The sequence below is a fragment of the Acidovorax sp. Root402 genome, assembly GCF_001425125.1.
Classification (GTDB): domain Bacteria; phylum Pseudomonadota; class Gammaproteobacteria; order Burkholderiales; family Burkholderiaceae_C; genus Acidovorax; species Acidovorax delafieldii.
Genome location: NZ_LMDQ01000001.1, coordinates 176601 through 192321, shown reverse-complemented (window position 1 = coordinate 192321; position 15721 = coordinate 176601). Strand labels below are relative to the sequence as shown.

Annotated in this window: 12 protein-coding genes; 8 read left to right on the top strand and 4 right to left on the bottom strand. The window is 65.3% G+C overall.

All coding sequences use genetic code 11. The features are described from left to right. Positions 1 to 12: 12 nt before the first annotated feature. The 3 genes from gyrB to dnaA form a co-directional block, all read right to left on the bottom strand. The gene (gene gyrB, locus ASC83_RS00865) at positions 13 to 2631 is read right to left on the bottom strand and encodes a DNA topoisomerase (ATP-hydrolyzing) subunit B (RefSeq protein ID WP_056056815.1); all 2619 of its coding nucleotides are present in this window, start codon (positions 2629 to 2631) and stop codon (positions 13 to 15) included. A 155-nt stretch (positions 2632 to 2786) separates the two neighbouring features. Next, entirely contained in the window at positions 2787 to 3905 is a 1119-nt protein-coding gene (dnaN, locus tag ASC83_RS00860; protein ID WP_056056813.1) for a DNA polymerase III subunit beta, read from the bottom strand. Positions 3906 to 4061: 156 nt separating this feature from the next. Beyond that, positions 4062 to 5486 (bottom strand): chromosomal replication initiator protein DnaA, encoded by a 1425-nt coding sequence (gene dnaA, locus ASC83_RS00855; RefSeq protein ID WP_082522279.1) that lies wholly within the window; start codon positions 5484 to 5486, stop codon positions 4062 to 4064. Positions 5487 to 5873: 387 nt separating this feature from the next. Here dnaA and rpmH point away from each other — a divergent pair, with 387 nt between their 5' ends. The 7 genes from rpmH (at position 5874) to ASC83_RS00825 (ending at position 11754) form a co-directional block, all read left to right on the top strand. After that, complete coding sequence (gene rpmH, locus ASC83_RS00850) at positions 5874 to 6008, top strand: 50S ribosomal protein L34 (protein ID WP_005798102.1); 135 nt, start codon at positions 5874 to 5876, stop codon at positions 6006 to 6008. Positions 6009 to 6081: 73 nt separating this feature from the next. Beyond that, positions 6082 to 6585: a ribonuclease P protein component gene (locus ASC83_RS00845; RefSeq protein WP_056056811.1), complete on the top strand. Its 504-nt coding sequence runs from the start codon at positions 6082 to 6084 to the stop codon at positions 6583 to 6585. Further along, positions 6582 to 6875 (top strand): membrane protein insertion efficiency factor YidD, encoded by a 294-nt coding sequence (gene yidD / locus ASC83_RS23280; protein ID WP_082522278.1) that lies wholly within the window; start codon positions 6582 to 6584, stop codon positions 6873 to 6875. Before ASC83_RS00845 ends, yidD begins: the two co-directional genes overlap by 4 nt. Then, complete coding sequence (yidC, locus tag ASC83_RS00840; protein WP_056056809.1) at positions 6872 to 8584, top strand: membrane protein insertase YidC; 1713 nt, start codon at positions 6872 to 6874, stop codon at positions 8582 to 8584. Before yidD ends, yidC begins: the two co-directional genes overlap by 4 nt. Positions 8585 to 8673: 89 nt before the next feature. Beyond that, positions 8674 to 10095 carry a tRNA uridine-5-carboxymethylaminomethyl(34) synthesis GTPase MnmE gene (mnmE, locus tag ASC83_RS00835; protein ID WP_056056807.1) on the top strand — a complete coding sequence of 474 codons (1422 nt, stop codon included), beginning with the start codon at positions 8674 to 8676 and terminating at the stop codon, positions 10093 to 10095. An 81-nt stretch (positions 10096 to 10176) separates the two neighbouring features. Further along, positions 10177 to 10668: a Crp/Fnr family transcriptional regulator gene (locus ASC83_RS00830; protein ID WP_043565827.1), complete on the top strand. Its 492-nt coding sequence runs from the start codon at positions 10177 to 10179 to the stop codon at positions 10666 to 10668. 111 nt (positions 10669 to 10779) lie between these two features. After that, positions 10780 to 11754: a hypothetical protein gene (locus ASC83_RS00825; RefSeq protein WP_056056805.1), complete on the top strand. Its 975-nt coding sequence runs from the start codon at positions 10780 to 10782 to the stop codon at positions 11752 to 11754. A gap of 60 nt (positions 11755 to 11814) precedes the next feature. Here the strand turns inward: ASC83_RS00825 and ASC83_RS00820 are convergent, their stop codons facing one another. After that, complete coding sequence (locus tag ASC83_RS00820) at positions 11815 to 12369, bottom strand: adenine phosphoribosyltransferase (protein WP_056056803.1); 555 nt, start codon at positions 12367 to 12369, stop codon at positions 11815 to 11817. A gap of 222 nt (positions 12370 to 12591) precedes the next feature. Between ASC83_RS00820 and ASC83_RS00815 the strand changes: the two genes are divergently transcribed. Beyond that, positions 12592 to 15645: an EAL domain-containing protein gene (locus ASC83_RS00815; RefSeq protein ID WP_056056801.1), complete on the top strand. Its 3054-nt coding sequence runs from the start codon at positions 12592 to 12594 to the stop codon at positions 15643 to 15645. Positions 15646 to 15721 lie beyond the last annotated feature (76 nt).

Sequence of the window (15721 nt, the reverse complement as noted above, 5' to 3'; positions counted from 1 at the left end):
CTGACAACATGTTCAGACGTCGATATTCCCAGCGCGCAAAGCGTTGGTTTCAATGAAATCCCGGCGCGGCTCGACCTCGTCGCCCATCAGCATCGTGAACACGCGATCCGCCTCGATCGCGTCATCAATCTGCACGCGCAGCAGGCGGCGCACGTTGGGGTCCATCGTGGTTTCCCACAGCTGCTCGGGGTTCATTTCGCCCAGGCCCTTGTAGCGCTGGCGGCTGGTGGTGCGTTCGGCCTCGGCAATCAGCCACTTCATGGCCTGGCGGAAGTCGCTGACCTTTTCTTCCTTCTGCTTGTCGCCTTCGCCACGCATCGCCTTGGCGCCTTCGGCCAGCAGGCCGCGGAAGGTTTCGGCGGCTTCGGCCAGGGCGGCGTAGTCGGCGCCGTGCACGAAGTCCTGTGTGATGACGCTGCTCTTGATGTTGCCGTGGTGGCGGCGGCTGATGCGCAGCAGGGGCTTGTCGGTGCGGGCGTCGAATTCGCCGGCCACTTCGGCGGGGGCGCCGGTGGTGTTCAGCTCGCGCAACTTGGCTTGCAGGGCCACGGCGCTGGCTTCGGCATCGGCCACGGAGTCGAGCTTGAGGCTCACGCCATCGGCAATGGCGCGCAGGGCTTCGGCGTCCATGAAGTTGCCCAGGCGGGCGATGACGCTTTCAGCGATCTGGTGCTTGCGCGCCAGTTCGGCCAGGGTCTCGCCGGTCAGGGTTTGCGGGTTGGCGCCGCCGGTGGTCACGCTGGCGTGGTTCAGCGCAATGCGCAGCAAAAAGCCGTCGAGCGCGGGGGCGTCCTTGAGGTACAGCTCTTCCTTGCCGGCCTTGACCTTGTACAGCGGCGGCTGCGCGATGTAGATGTGGCCGCGCTCCACCAGTTCGGGCATCTGGCGGTAGAAGAAGGTGAGCAGCAGGGTGCGGATGTGGGCGCCGTCCACGTCGGCGTCGGTCATGATGATGATGCGGTGGTAGCGCAGCTTGGCCACGTCGAAGTCATCGCCGCCGGTGGTGCCGCCCGCCTTGCCGATGCCGGTGCCCAGGGCCGTGATCAGCGTGAGGATTTCGTTGCTGGTCAGCAGCTTTTCGTAGCGGGCTTTTTCCACGTTCAGGATCTTGCCGCGCAGGGGCAGGATGGCCTGGAACTTGCGGTCGCGGCCCTGCTTGGCAGAGCCACCGGCGGAGTCACCCTCGACGATGTAGATCTCGCACAGGGCAGGGTCTTTTTCCTGGCAGTCGGCCAGTTTGCCGGGCAGGCCCATGCCGTCGAGCACGCCCTTGCGGCGCGTCATTTCGCGGGCCTTGCGGGCGGCTTCGCGGGCACGGGCGGCCTCCACGATCTTGCCGCAGATGATCTTGGCGTCGTTGGGCTTTTCTTGCAGGTAGTCGGTGAGCAGCTTGCCCACGATGTCTTCCACCGGCGCGCGCACTTCGCTCGACACCAGCTTGTCCTTGGTCTGGCTGCTGAACTTGGGCTCGGGCACCTTCACGCTGAGCACGCAGCATAGGCCTTCGCGCATGTCGTCGCCGGTGACTTCGACCTTGGCCTTCTTGGCCAGCTCGTTTTCTTCGATGTATTTGTTGATGACGCGGGTCATCGCGGCGCGCAAGCCAGTCAGGTGGGTGCCGCCGTCACGCTGGGGGATGTTGTTGGTGAAGCACAGCACTTGCTCTGTGTACGCGCTGTTCCACTGCATGGCCACTTCCACGCCAATGTGCGTGCCGGGGATGCCACCGTACGTTTCTGCCGGGCGCTCGCCTGCGGCGTAGAACGAGGTGGGGTGCAACACCGTCTTGCCCTTGTTGATGAACTCGACAAAGCCGCGCACGCCACCGGCGCCCGAGAAGTCGTCTTCCTTGCCGCTGCGTTCGTCCTTGAGGCGAATGCGCACGCCATTGTTCAAAAACGAGAGTTCGCGCAGGCGCTTGGCCAGGATCTCGTAGTGAAAGTCGTTGTTCTCTTTGAAGATCTCGGTGTCGGGCAAAAAGTGCACTTCGGTGCCGCGCTTTTCGGTCTCGCCGGTCACCTTCATGGGGCTGACTTCAAAGCCGTCCACGGTGGACAGCAGGCGGTCTTGCACAAAGCCGCGTGCAAATTCGATCTGGTGCACCTTGCCTTCGCGGCGAACGGTCAGGCGCAGCCATTTGCTCAATGCGTTCACGCAGCTCACGCCCACGCCGTGCAGGCCGCCGGAGACCTTGTAGCTGTTCTGGTTGAACTTGCCGCCTGCGTGCAGTTCGGTCAGGGCGATTTCGGCAGCCGAGCGCTTGGGCTCGTGCTTGTCGTCCATCTTCACGCCGGTGGGAATGCCGCGGCCGTTGTCGGTCACGCTGATGGAGTTGTCGGTGTGGATGGTGACGACGATGTCGTCGCAGTGGCCGGCCAGGGCCTCGTCGATGGAGTTGTCGACCACCTCGAACACCAGGTGGTGCAGGCCGGTGCCGTCACTGGTGTCGCCGATGTACATGCCGGGGCGCTTGCGCACGGCTTCCAGGCCTTCGAGGATGGTGATGGCGCCTTCGCCATAGCTTTCGCTGGCGCCGGCCTGGTTGGTGTCGATCTTGTTGACGGTGGGCTCCACATGGCCGGAGACGCCGGAGGATTCGGGCTCGGAGGGAATGTTGTTGTCAACGGTCATGGTGGGCCTTGGGATCCGTGGAAACCGTGGTTTCCAATATGTTCAATGGTCTAATTGGGCGCAAGCGCATATTGAATATGCGCTTGCAGCTATCAATAAAGTAGCGTTCGCGGTGTGGCGCTGCGACTGTGGTGCACGGCGGGTGTCACGCAGCCTCAGATGCGCATGGGCATCACGACGTACTTGAAGCTGTCGTTGTCGGGGATGGTCAGCAGCGCAGAGCTGTTGCCGTCCGAAAGCTCCACCTTCACCATGTCCTGGCCCATGTTGGCCAGGGCGTCGATGAGGTAGGTCACGTTGAAGCCGATCTCGATGGTGTCGCCACCGTAGTCGATGTCGAGCTCGTCCACGGCCTCTTCCTGCTCGGCGTTGTTGGACGCCACGCGCAGGGTGCCGGGCTCCAGGTTCAGGCGCACGCCCTTGAACTTGTCGCTGGTCATGATGGCCGTGCGCTGCAGGCTGGCCAGCAGCGGGGCGCGACCCAGGGTGATGCTGTTCTTGTGGTTCTTGGGGATCACGCGGTTGTAGTCGGGGAACTTGCCCTCGACCAGCTTGGTCACGAACTCCATGCCGCCAAAGGTGAACTTGGCCTGGTTGTTGGCGAACTGCATCTCGATGTGGGGCTGGTTCTCGCCACCCGCATCAGACAACAGGCGCTGCAGCTCGATCACGGTCTTGCGCGGCAGGATGACTTCCTGCTTGGGCACTTCAACGTCCAGCGTGGCGCTGGCAAAGGCCAGGCGGTGGCCGTCGGTGGCGACCAGGCTCAGGGTCTTGCCCTCGGCCACGAACAGGATGCCGTTGAGGTAGTAGCGGATGTCCTGCACCGCCATGGCGAACGACACCTGGCCGAGCAGGTCCTTCAGCGTCTTTTGGGGCACGGCGAACACGGGGCCAAAGGCGGCGGACTCCTGCACCAGCGGGAAGTCTTCGGCCGGCAGGCTTTGCAGCGTGAAGCGGCTCTTGCCGCCCTTGAGGATGAGCTTGGACTGGGCCGATTCGAGGCTGACCGTCTGGTCGCCCGGCATGGTGCGCAGGATGTCGATGAGCTTGCGCGCCCCCACGGTGGTGGTGAAGTCGCCGGTGTCGCCACCCAGTTCGGCCGTGGTGCGGATCTGGATTTCGAGGTCGCTGGTCGTCAGCTGCAGGGCATTGCCCGTCTTGCGGATCAGCACATTGGCCAGGATGGGCAGCGTGTGGCGGCGCTCCACGATGCCAGCCACGGACTGCAGAACCGCGAGAACCTTGTCTTGTGTTGCCTTCAGGACGATCATGTCATCAACCTCTTGTGGTTTTGGGACGGTGCGTGGACAGCGGCACAGGTCATGCCTCCCCCTGCTATCTATAACCCGCCATTTTGCCCCTTAACGGGGTCGCTTCTTCGTGGGGCTGCCCGACGGGCGTTTCCCGCTGGTTATCTACCCTTGGCGCTACCCTTTGAGCGTCTGCTCCAGCACGTGCAGCTGCTGGTTCAACTCGGTCAGCTGCTGGCGTTCGCCCGCAATCTTGCGCACAGCATGCAAAACCGTGGTGTGGTCGCGCCCGCCAAACAATTCTCCGATCTCGGGAAGGCTCTTTTGCGTCAGCTCCTTGGCCAGGTACATCGCAATCTGGCGCGGGCGGGCAATACTGGCCGGGCGCTTCTTGCTGTACATGTCGGCGACCTTGATCTTGTAGTAGTCGGCCACCGTCTTCTGGATGTTTTCCACAGAAATCTGCCGGTTCTGGATGGACAGCAGATCACGCAGCGCCTCGCGGGCGAGCTGGATTGAAATCTCTTTCTGGTTGAAACGCGAGTACGCCAGGATCTTGCGCAGCGCGCCTTCAAGCTCGCGCACGTTGGAGCGCACGTTTTTGGCCACGAAGAAGGCGACTTCCTCGGGCATCTCGGTGCCTTCGACGCGCGCCTTGTTGATCAGAATGGCCACGCGCATTTCGAGTTCGGGCGGCTCGATGGCCACCGTCAGGCCCGAGTCGAAGCGCGACACCAGCCGCTCGTGGATGTTGGCCAGGCCCTTGGGGTAGGTGTCCGACGTCATCACGATGTGCGACTTCTTGGCCAGCAGGGCCTCGAACGCGTTGAAGAATTCTTCCTGCGTGCGGTCCTTGTTGGCGAAGAACTGCACATCGTCGATGAGCAGCAGGTCGAGCGAGTGGTAGCGCTCCTTGAACTCATCGAAGGTGCGGCGCTGGTAGGCCTTAACCACATCCGATACGAACTGCTCGGCATGGATGTAGAGAACTTTGGCGTCGGGCTTGTCCTGCAGCAGGCGGTTGCCCACAGCGTGCACCAGGTGGGTCTTGCCTAGGCCGACACCGCCGTAGATGAACAGCGGGTTGTACAGATGGCCGGGCATGCCGGCCACGTGCATGGCCGCAGAGCGCGCCATGCGGTTGGCCGTGCCCTCCACCAGGGTCTCGAACGTGAGGGCGGCGTTGAGGCGGTTGCGGAACGCGCCCGCTGAGGCCTCATCGTTGCTACTGGAGGGGGTTTCGGCTGGCGCTGCGGGGCTGGAGGGCTCCTGCGATGTGGGCCGTACATAAGTCCTGGCAACGGATTCACGCTGAGCGAGTGCTAACTCCAGTGTGACCGGTTGGCCATACAGGCCTTCGAGCAGCGCGGCAATGCGGCCGGCGTACTGGGCGCGGATCCAGTCGAGCTTGAAGCGGTTGCCCACGAGCAGCGTGACTTTGGAGAAGTCTTCGGCCACTTGGGCAATCAGGGGCTTGATCCAGGTGTTGAATTGTTGTTCTGGCAGGTCTTGTGCCAGTTGCTCAACGCAGGCTTGCCACAGGCCCTGACCGGCATCTGAGCCGGGCGAATTGATAGGGCTGCGGGTGGGTTCCTCGGTCATTTCTGGGGAATTCTTATTGTGGATAGGAGGAACGGGGTAAGGCGGTGGATTGTAGCTTGTCAAGGAGTTATCCACAATTTGAAGGCGGCTGTCATCCGGGGGAATCCGGGGTTGCCATGCGGGGAAGAAGTGGCCTGAAAGGGTCGGGCGCTGCAGCCTCTGCGACGCGCTGGTAAAGGCCTGCCCATCGAAAGGCATTGCCAGTCGGCCACAAGCCTGCGATAATTTTGGGTTTCCCTGAATGTGTTCAGGGTGATTTGACCCGGCGCGCCGTTATTTCTGCCCCGTGGGTCTGCCTCCAGGCGATGTTTCATACATTGTGTGGGTGTGCAGATTGCAGGGGGTTCAAGAGCAGCAGTCCGGAACTGAACCTCAAGGAATAGCACCATGAAACGTACTTACCAGCCCTCCAAGACGCGCCGCGCGCGCACCCACGGTTTCCTCGTCCGCATGAAGACCCGCGGCGGCCGTGCCGTTATCAACGCACGCCGCGCCAAGGGCCGCAAGCGCCTGGCCGTCTAAGGCCGATACGGTCTACGGCCTGCTCCCCGCCTGTTCCCGGTTTGTACCGCCAGGTTCCAAACGGGGCGCTTGCATGCACAGGCTAAAAACCCGGCCGCAGTTCCAGGCTGCCATGGCGGGGGGCACTGTCTCCCGCACGGCGCATTTTGCGTTGCACCGTTTGGCACTGGACGCCAACAGCACCGCAGTTGCCAGCCAAGCCGCCGCTGTTGCACCTACAGGGCCCGGCTCCTTGCCGCACACGCAAGGGCCGCAGGCCCTGTTTGTCGTTCAGGGCGTCTGGATGGGTGCCATGGTGCCCAAGCGCTGGGCGCGCCGCGCCGTGACGCGCAACACCATCAAACGGCAGATCTACACCGTGGGCGCCACGTTTGAGGCGCGTTTGCCGCAGGCCGCCCATGTGGTGCGCCTGCGCTCGGCGTTTGATCGCAAGCAGTTCCTGAGCGCCACGTCCGACCGGCTCAAGCAGGCGGTACGCGCGGAGCTGCTGCAGCTGTTTGGATATGCCACCCGGCATTCGGGCGCAGCGGTTGCTGCGCCTGTGCCGCCGGTGGCAGAGCCGGTGACTGCCCCATGATGCAGCGCCTGCTGATCGGCGTGGTCAAAGGCTATCGGCTGTTTCTCAGCCCCTGGCTGGGTTCGGCCTGCCGCTTTGAGCCGACCTGCTCGGTCTATTCGCTGCAGGCGCTGGAGCAGCACGGCGCTGCAGCAGGCAGTTATCTGACGGTGCGCAGGCTGGTACGCTGCCACCCCTGGTGTGACGGGGGCCATGATCCGGTCCCGCAAGATCTGCCGCGCAGCCTGCGGCTTTTCTCCAGGCTCACCCCTTCCACCACTCCCCCATCCTCACCAAAGAAGTCTTCATGAACGACATTCGCCGCACCATCCTGTGGGTGATTTTTGGCTTTTCCATGGTTCTGCTGTGGGACAAGTGGCAGCTGCACAATGGCAACAAGGCCACCTTTTTTCCGACCACGCCCGCAGTGACAGCCCCTGCTGCTGCCACAGGCGCGGCCTCCGGCGCGACCGGGGCTGCCAGCGTGCCCGCCACCAGCGTGCCCGCAGCCACAACGGCCGCGCAAGGCGCGGCAGCCGTGCCCGGGCAGCCTGCTGCAGCGGCTGCGCCTGCCAAACGCGAACGCATTGAGGTCAAGACCGACCTGTATCGCCTGGTGTTCGATAGCGAAGGCGGCTCGCTCACGCAGGCCGAGCTGCTCAAGCACGCCGACATGACCGACAAGGCCCGCAACTTCCTGTTGCTGGATGAAAGCGCGCAGCGCGTCTACGTGGCGCAGACCGGCCTGGTGGGCGGCACTTTCCCCACGCACAAGACGGTGATGACGGCCGTTCCCGGCCCGCGCGAACTCAAGGACGGTGAAGACTCCATGAGCATCCGCTTCGAGTCGCCCGACCAGGGCGGCGTGAAGCTGGTCAAGACCTGGACCATCAAACGCGGTGCTTATGACATCGCCGTCAAGCACGACATCGTCAACACCGGCAGCGCCGCTGTATCGCCCCAGCTGTACCTGCAACTGGTGCGCGACGGCAACAAGCCGCCAGGCGAGTCGTCGTTCTACTCCACCTTCACCGGCCCGGCGGTTTTCACCGAAGCCAAGAAGTACCAGAAGATCGAGTTCAAGGACATCGAAAGCGGCAAGGTCGACATTCCCAAGGACTCGGCCAATGGCTACGTCGCCATGGTGCAGCACTATTTCGCCACTGCATGGCTGCTGGCCGACGGCGTGCAGCGCGAGCCCTTCACCCGCAAGGTGGACACCAACCTGTACTCCGTGGGCATGCTGACCTCCCTCGGCACCATCGAGCCGGGCGCCACCAAGACCATCGACGCGCGCCTGTTCGCCGGCCCGCAGGTCGAGACCATGATGGAAAAGCTGTACCCCGGCCTGGAACTGGTCAAGGACTACGGCTGGCTGACCATCCTGTCCAAGCCGCTGTACTGGCTGCTCGACAACCTGCACAAGCTCCTGAACAACTGGGGCTGGTCCATCGTTGCGCTGGTGCTGCTGCTCAAGATCGCGTTCTACTGGCTCAATGCCAAGGCCTACGCCAGCATGGCCAAGATGAAGGCCATCAATCCCAAGATCATGGAGATGCGCGAACGCCTGAAGGACAAGCCGCAGCAGATGCAGCAGGAGATGATGCGCATCTACCGCGAGGAAAAGGTCAACCCGATGGGCGGCTGCTTCCCTATCATGATCCAGATCCCTGTGTTCATTGCGCTGTACTGGGTGCTGCTGTCCAGCGTCGAGATGCGCAACGCGCCCTGGATCGGCTGGATCCACGACCTCTCCGCGCCTGACCCATTCTTCATCCTGCCCTTGCTGATGACGGCCAGCTCGCTGCTGCAGACCGCCCTGAACCCCGCGCCACCAGACCCGATGCAGGCCAAGATGATGTGGTTCATGCCGCTGATCTTCAGCGTGATGTTCTTCTTCTTCCCAGCTGGCCTGGTGCTGTACTGGCTGACGAACAACATCCTGTCGATTGCGCAGCAGTGGATCATCAACACCCGCATGGGCGTGCCACCGCAGTTCAATCTGCCCAAGTTCAAGTGATGCGGCAGCGGCAACGCTGACATCCACGAACTGACCCCCGAAGGCCGCGCAAGCGGCCTTTTTTCTGTCACCTTGTAAAGTCTCTGCCCATGCTTGCCCGCCACCACGACCCCATCGTTGCCATCGCCACTGCCCCCGGGCGCGGGGCCGTCGGCATCGTGCGGGTGTCGGGCAAAGGGCTGGAGGGCCTGGTGCAGGCGCTGTGCGACCGCACCCTCAAGCCCCGCGAAGCGACGTACCTGCCCTTTCGGGATTCACAGGGCCGGGCCATCGACCAGGGGCTCGCGCTGTACTTCCCCGGTCCGCACAGCTACACCGGCGAAGACGTGCTGGAGCTGCAGGCGCATGGGGGCCCGGTGGTGCTGCAGCTGCTGCTGGCGCGCTGTCTGGAGGCGGGGACTGCCACCCAACCGGCGACCGGCCAGCCCTGTCTGCCGGGCCTGCGCGTGGCCCAACCCGGGGAGTTCACCGAACGGGCTTTCCTGAACGACAAGATCGACCTGGCCCAGGCCGAGGCGATTGCCGACCTGATCGACGCCAGCACGGAAGCCGCAGCCCGCAGCGCCAGCCGCTCGCTGACCGGCGCGTTTTCTGCAGAAATCCACAGCCTGCGCGACGCACTCATCCATCTGCGCATGCTGGTGGAGGCCACGCTGGACTTTCCTGAAGAAGAAATCGACTTCTTGCGCAAGGCCGATGCGCATGGCCAGCTATCGAACTTGCAGCAAACGTTAGCCTCGGTGATGCAGCGCGCGCGCCAGGGCGCTTTGCTGCGCGAGGGCATCAAGGTGGTCATCGCCGGGCAACCCAATGCCGGCAAAAGCTCGCTGCTCAATGCGTTGGCAGGGGCCGAGCTGGCCATCGTCACGCCCATTGCCGGCACCACGCGCGACAAGGTCCAGCAGACCATCCAGATCGAAGGGGTGCCGCTGCACATCATCGACACCGCCGGCCTGCGGGACAGCAGCGATGAGGTCGAGCGCATCGGCATCGCCCGCGCCTGGGACGAGATTGCCGGGGCAGACGCCGTACTGTTCCTGCACGACCTATCGCGGCAAAGTGCTCCTGAATATGTAGCTGCCGACGCAGATATCGAAAGCGCCTTGGGGCAAAAATTGCCAAAAAGCATCCCCGTGATCGATGTCTGGAACAAGCTGGACTGTGCGGCGGGTGTTGCGCCTACGGCCAACCCCGGCCGCCCTGCCGTGCATCTGTCGGCCCGCACCGGTCAGGGACTGGACGGCTTGCGACGGCTGCTGCTGGACGTGGCGGGCTGGCAGTCGGCGCCCGAGGGCATCTACATTGCCCGGGCGCGGCATGTGCAGGCGCTGCAGGCCGTGTCGTTGCACCTGCAGGAAGCTGCTGACCAACTGCAGGCCCAGGGCCCGGCGCTGGACCTGCTGGCCGAGGAGCTGCGGCTCGCGCAGAACGCCCTGAGCGCCATCACTGGCGAGTTCACCTCCGATGACCTGCTCGGCGTGATCTTCTCCAGCTTCTGCATCGGTAAATAGCGACCGTTGGTCGCCCTATCTTGTAAACGGACGTAAACAGCGCTTGTGTCCGATCTGTAACAGGGTTACTTTCGGCGGACCATGAATGTTCCCATGCCCGTTGCCTCCAAGGTGGACCTCAAAGGTCTGATCGATGCCATTGCCCAGACCACGGCGGAGGACAGCATGACCAACCCGCTGACGGCCGCCCAGTGGGAGGTGCTGTCGTCCTACCTGCTCCCGGTGGTGTTGCCGGCGGGCCAAGTGCTTTTCAGCCAGGGTGCCACGGACCGCACCCTGTACCTGGTCGAAAGCGGCAGCCTGAGCGTGCACTACCAGGACGAAAAAGAACGCCTGCGTCTGGCCATTGTGGGCGCTGGCTCTGTGGTGGGTGAAGGCGCTTTCTTCTCGCACCGTGCGCGCAGTGCCACCGTGCAGGCCAGCGCGCCGTGCAAACTGTGGAGCCTCACGGCCATTCGCTTCACCGAGCTGACCAACCGCCAGCCCGCCATTGCCCTGGGTCTGGCCATGGCGGCAGGGGCTGTGCTGGCCAAGCGCCTGGGCAACCGCCGCCGCCGCGTTGCGGCCACCTGACAGGCGGGGCCTGTCGGGGGTTTCCCTCGGGCTTCTTCCGCCTTCTGCGGGGGGATGGCGCGTTACACTCGATTTGGATTTTGTCCAGGCACCATCCGAAGAAAGCAAGCCATGTCCCTGTTCAGTTGGTTCAGCCGCAAACCCGCTCCCGCCAAGCCCCGCGCAGCGGCCGAGCCCTCCGGCTTGTTCAACGCCGACGCCACCGTGCCCCTGCAACCTGGGCGCCAGGGCAAGCCCCTCGTGGAGCCCCAGCCCCCAGAGCACGCAGCCAACCGCAAGAACGAGCGCATGGAGCGCCGTGAGCTGCTCTATACCGTGGTGCGCGACGCCATGGTGCGCGCTGGCGTGCTGTCGGCCAGCTACAAGTTCAAGGTGCTGTCGCTTGACCAGCGCGGCCGCCAGTTCCTGGTGATGATGGACCTGGCCCGGGAATACGGCGGCGAGACGGTGCGCCTGAGCGAGATCGAGGCGCTTATCGCCCAGACCGCCAAAACCCGCTACGACATCCTGGTGACGGCCGTGTACTGGCGCATCAACGACCATGTGGCGGTGGGCATTCCGCAAAAGGGCGTGGCGCCCCAGGGCGCTGCGCTGCCGTTGCAGGCGGCTTCTACGGCGGTGCGCCGTCCGCCGGCAGCAGCGGCCACGGCCCCGGCACCCCTGGCCCCGTCGCCTGCACCGCTGGCGGGCGCACGCCCCGCCGCGGCTGTTGCGGCACCTGTTTCCCCTGCTCCCTTGGCGCCCGCTGCGGCCCAGCTGGCTACGCGCCGCCCGCTCGGTGCGGTGTCGGCCCCAGCGCCCCTTGTGTCTGCACCCGCACCGCTGGGTGCCGCGCGGCCTGCCTCTTCTGCCCGCTTCGAACCCATCGAGGCCGACGAGGTGGCCGCGTTCAAGCGCGCGCTGGCCAATGCGGCAGGGTCATCGGCGGCCACGGCCACGGCTGCGGCCGCCAAGCCAGGCGTGCCGGTGCGCTCCGGTCCGCTGCTGCCACCGTCCCAGCCCACAGGGTTTGAGGACACCGAAATGCCCGGTGCCGACGGCCCGGCCCCCGACCTCAGCAGTACCCAGTACGGCGAACTCAACTGATTCAGGGGTCATGTGGTGCACGCCCACAGGGGGCTGTGCACCCATGCCACGCTCCTCGGGTCAGTGCCCTGCAAAGTCCACCAGGGTGTACAGCGGCAGGCCGGCATCGCGCAGGCGCTGCGATCCGCCCAGCTCGGGCAAGTCGACAATGGCGGCGCCTTCGGTGACGGTGGCCCCCAGTTTTTCCAACAGCTTCTTGCCGGCCATCATGGTGCCGCCGGTGGCGATCAGGTCGTCGATCAGCAGCACGCGGTCGCCGGCCTTCACGGCGTCGGTGTGCAGCTCCACGGTGGCGCTGCCGTATTCGAGTTCGTAGGTTTCCTCCACCGTGGTGAAGGGCAACTTGCCTTTCTTGCGGATGGGCACGAAGCCCACGTTCAGCTCGTAGGCCACCACGGCGCCCAGGATGAAGCCCCGCGCATCCAGGCCCGCCACCACGTCGGGGCGCAGCGCCTTGTCCATGTAGCGGTGCACTAAGGCATCGATCAGCACACGGAACACTTTCGGGTCCTGCAGCAGTGGCGTGATGTCGCGGAACTGCACGCCGGGCGCGGGCCAGTCGGGGACGGTGCGGATGTGCTGGCGAAGGTACTGGTTGACGCTGAGGGGCTGCATGGGCGGGTGGGGAGTAATGACGCGGGGGAGGCCCGGGCAGGGCCAATGCCTGGGTGTGCGCCAGGGGCTGGCCAGTGGCGCGAGGCACGGAAAGTGCGAGAGTGTAAACAGCCCGGCGGTCCCCGCGCGCGCCTGCACCAGACGCCATAATGTGTTTCACTGGCGTTACAAACTCGCGCCGCCTGCGGCGGGCGGTGCCCCAACCCCCACGACGATCGGCCCATGCCCATCTCCGTCCTGCTGATCGAGAGTGATCACCCCCACGCACAGGCTGTGGCGGGGGCGCTGGCCGATCCCTGGTCGGGCTGGCGCGTGGACGTGGTGGATTCGATCGCCCAGGCGCGCGACCACCTGCTGCGCCACCGCCCCGACATCGTGCTGGCCGCCCAGCGCACCCTGGACGGTTCGGCCTTTGACCTGCTGCAGCTGCTCGACGGCGTTCCGGCCATCATCATCGTGCGCATGGGGGCGGAGACCCACGCGGCGCAGGCCATGCGCCACGGCTTTGACGACTTCACCGTGCAGGACCCGGCGCTGGACTACCTGCTCACCCTGCCCGCGCAGATCGAAGCCGTGCTGGAGCGCACCTCCAGCGCCCGTGCCCGCCGCGCGGCCGAGGCCATGCTGGCGCGCCAGCACCGGCTGCTGCAGGCCATCTCGCGGGCCCAGGGCATGTTCATTGCCAGCTCGGGCCCCCGGGCGGCGTTCGAGGCGCTGCTGGGCGAGTTGATGACGCTGACCCAGAGCGCGTTCGGCCTCGTGGGCCAGGTGCAGCGGGCCGATGACGGGCACCCTTACCTGCGCGTGCACGCGATGACCGACATCAGCTGGGACGAGGCCTCGCGCCAGCGCTATGCCCAGCATGCCGAGGATGGCATGGTGTTCGACAACCTGCACTCGCTGGTGGGCGCTGCGCTGGTGACGGGCGAGCCGGTCCTCAGCAACGATGCCAACCACGATGCTCGCAGCGCGGGCACGCCGTCCGGCCACCCCACGCTGCGCACCTACCTGGGCCTGCCCATCCATGCGGCGGGCGAGCTGGTGGCCATGGTGGGGCTGGCCAACCGCAGCGGCGGCTACACCAACGCCGACGTGCAGTTTCTGCAGCCCTTGCTGAACACCATTGGCCAGCTGGAGACCGCCCGCCGCGCCGAGCTGGCCCGCAGCCATGTGGAGGCCGAACTGGCCCGCACCAGCGCCCTGCTGGCCGAGAAGACCCGAGCCCTCGAAGGCACCCTGGACAACATCTCGCAGGGCATCACCAACGTCGACGCCGAGGGGCGCATCCGCGTCTACAACCAGCGTTACCTGGAGCTGCTGGACCTGCCCGAGTCCCTGCTGGCCACGCAGCCGCTGGTGGAAGAGGTGGTGCGTTTTCAGACCGAGCGGGGCGACTTCGGGCCCGAGTTCCAGCTCATCGAGCCCATGGCCCGCAACTATGTGGCGTCGGAATACGCAGCGCATGGCGGCCGCATGAACATGCCGCAGAGCTACGTGCGGCGCACCCGGCAGGGCCGCTACATCGAGGTGCGCACCCGTGCCCTGGAGCCCGGCGGGCGCGTGCGCACGTTCACCGATGTCACCGACTACCTGAGCACGCTGGAGGCCCTGCGCCAGAGCGAGGCGCGCTGGCGCAGCCTGACGGACCTGTCGTCCGACTGGTACTGGGAGCAGGACGACCAGTTTCGTTTTGTGCGGCTGGACGGTAACCCGTACCACACGGAGGGCGTGCCCGATGAGATGCACTACGGCCTGACCCGCTGGGAGTTGCCCGACACCTTCGTCAACGAAGGGCAATGGCGCGAGCACCGCGAGCAGCTGGAGGCGCACCAGGTCTTTCACGACTTCGAGATGCAGCGCCTGTCCCAGGACGGCAAGCCCGTGTGGGTGTCGATCAGTGGCGAGCCCATCTTTGACGAAGAGGGCCGCTTTACCGGCTACCGGGGCGTGGCCCGCGACATCACCGAGCGCAAGCTGGCCGAGGCCGAGATCCAGCGCCTGGCGTTCTACGACGAACTCACCGGCCTGCCCAACCGCCGGCTGCTGATGGACCGGCTGGAGCGCGCGGTGGCCGCCACCCAGCGCGACGGCCGCCATGGCGCCCTGCTGTTCCTCGACCTGGACAACTTCAAGGGCATCAACGACACCATGGGCCACGAGTGGGGCGACCGCCTGCTGGTGCAGGTGGCCGCGCGCATCGGGGCCAGCGTGCGGGCCACCGACACCGTGGCGCGGCTGGGTGGCGATGAGTTTGTGGTCGTGGTGCAGGGCCTGCACGGCCATGAGGTCGAAGCTGCGGCCGAGGCTGAGGCCGTGGCCCAGAAGGTGTTGCTGGCGCTGAACCAGCCCTATGTCGTGGATGGCTGCGACATGCACAGCACCCCCAGCATCGGCATTGCGCTGTTCCAGGACGCGCAGCAGCCCGTGCAAGAGCTGCTCAAGCGCGCCGACCTGGCCATGTACCAGGCCAAGGCGCAGGGGCGCAACACCCTGTGCTTTTTCGACCCCGCCATGCAGGCTGCCGCGTCGGCGCGCTCGGCGCTGGAGGGCGACATCCGCCAGGGCCTGGCGCGCAACGAGTTCCTGCTGCACTACCAGCCGGTGGTGGACGCCAGCGGCCACCTGCTGGGGGCCGAGGCGCTGGTGCGCTGGCAACACCCGCAGCGCGGCATGGTCTCGCCCGCCGATTTCATCCCGCTGGCCGAGCAGACGGGGCTCATCCTGCCCCTGGGGCGCCAGGTGCTGGCCCTGGCCTGCCGCCAGCTGGCCCAGTGGGCCACCGCCCCGGCGAAAGCCGCGTGGACGCTGGCCGTGAACGTGAGTGCCCAGGAGTTCCGCCAGCCCGATTTTGTGGAGCAGGTGCTGGCAGCGCTGCGCGATGCGGCCGCCAACCCGCGCCTGCTCAAGCTCGAACTCACCGAAAGCCTGCTGCTGCACGATGTGGAGGACAGCATCCTCAAGATGCAGGCGCTGCGCACGCTGGGGGTGGGCTTTTCGCTCGACGACTTTGGCACGGGTTACTCATCGCTCAGCTACCTCAAGCGCCTGCCGCTGGACCAGCTCAAGATCGACCAGAGCTTTGTGCGCGACGTGCTCACCGACCCCAACGACGCCACCATCGCCTGCACCATCATCACGCTGGCCCGCAGCCTGGGCCTGGACGTGGTGGCCGAGGGCGTGGAAACCGAGGGGCAGCGCAGCTTCCTGCTGCGCAACGGCTGCCGCCAGTTCCAGGGCTACCTGTTCGGACGGCCTGGGCCTGAAGAGCTGCTGTAGTTTGCTATCAATTATGTAGCTGCTAGCGCATATTGCACTAGCGCTACAGGCTGATTTCATTCAAATGGGGTGCCCA

Excerpts from the sequence above, each read along its gene's own strand:
- rpmH (WP_005798102.1), top strand. The coding sequence starts at position 5,874 with ATGAAACGTACTTACCAGCCCTCCAAGACGCGCCGCGCGCGCACCCAC.
- gyrB (WP_056056815.1), bottom strand. The coding sequence starts at position 2,631 with ATGACCGTTGACAACAACATTCCCTCCGAGCCCGAATCCTCCGGCGTC.
- yidC (WP_056056809.1), top strand. The coding sequence starts at position 6,872 with ATGAACGACATTCGCCGCACCATCCTGTGGGTGATTTTTGGCTTTTCC.
- ASC83_RS00820 (WP_056056803.1), bottom strand. The coding sequence starts at position 12,369 with ATGCAGCCCCTCAGCGTCAACCAGTACCTTCGCCAGCACATCCGCACC.
- dnaA (WP_082522279.1), bottom strand. The coding sequence starts at position 5,486 with ATGACCGAGGAACCCACCCGCAGCCCTATCAATTCGCCCGGCTCAGAT.
- ASC83_RS00830 (WP_043565827.1), top strand. The coding sequence starts at position 10,177 with ATGAATGTTCCCATGCCCGTTGCCTCCAAGGTGGACCTCAAAGGTCTG.
- ASC83_RS00825 (WP_056056805.1), top strand. The coding sequence starts at position 10,780 with ATGTCCCTGTTCAGTTGGTTCAGCCGCAAACCCGCTCCCGCCAAGCCC.
- ASC83_RS00815 (WP_056056801.1), top strand. The coding sequence starts at position 12,592 with ATGCCCATCTCCGTCCTGCTGATCGAGAGTGATCACCCCCACGCACAG.
- ASC83_RS00845 (WP_056056811.1), top strand. The coding sequence starts at position 6,082 with ATGCACAGGCTAAAAACCCGGCCGCAGTTCCAGGCTGCCATGGCGGGG.
- mnmE (WP_056056807.1), top strand. The coding sequence starts at position 8,674 with ATGCTTGCCCGCCACCACGACCCCATCGTTGCCATCGCCACTGCCCCC.
- dnaN (WP_056056813.1), bottom strand. The coding sequence starts at position 3,905 with ATGATCGTCCTGAAGGCAACACAAGACAAGGTTCTCGCGGTTCTGCAG.
- yidD (WP_082522278.1), top strand. The coding sequence starts at position 6,582 with ATGATGCAGCGCCTGCTGATCGGCGTGGTCAAAGGCTATCGGCTGTTT.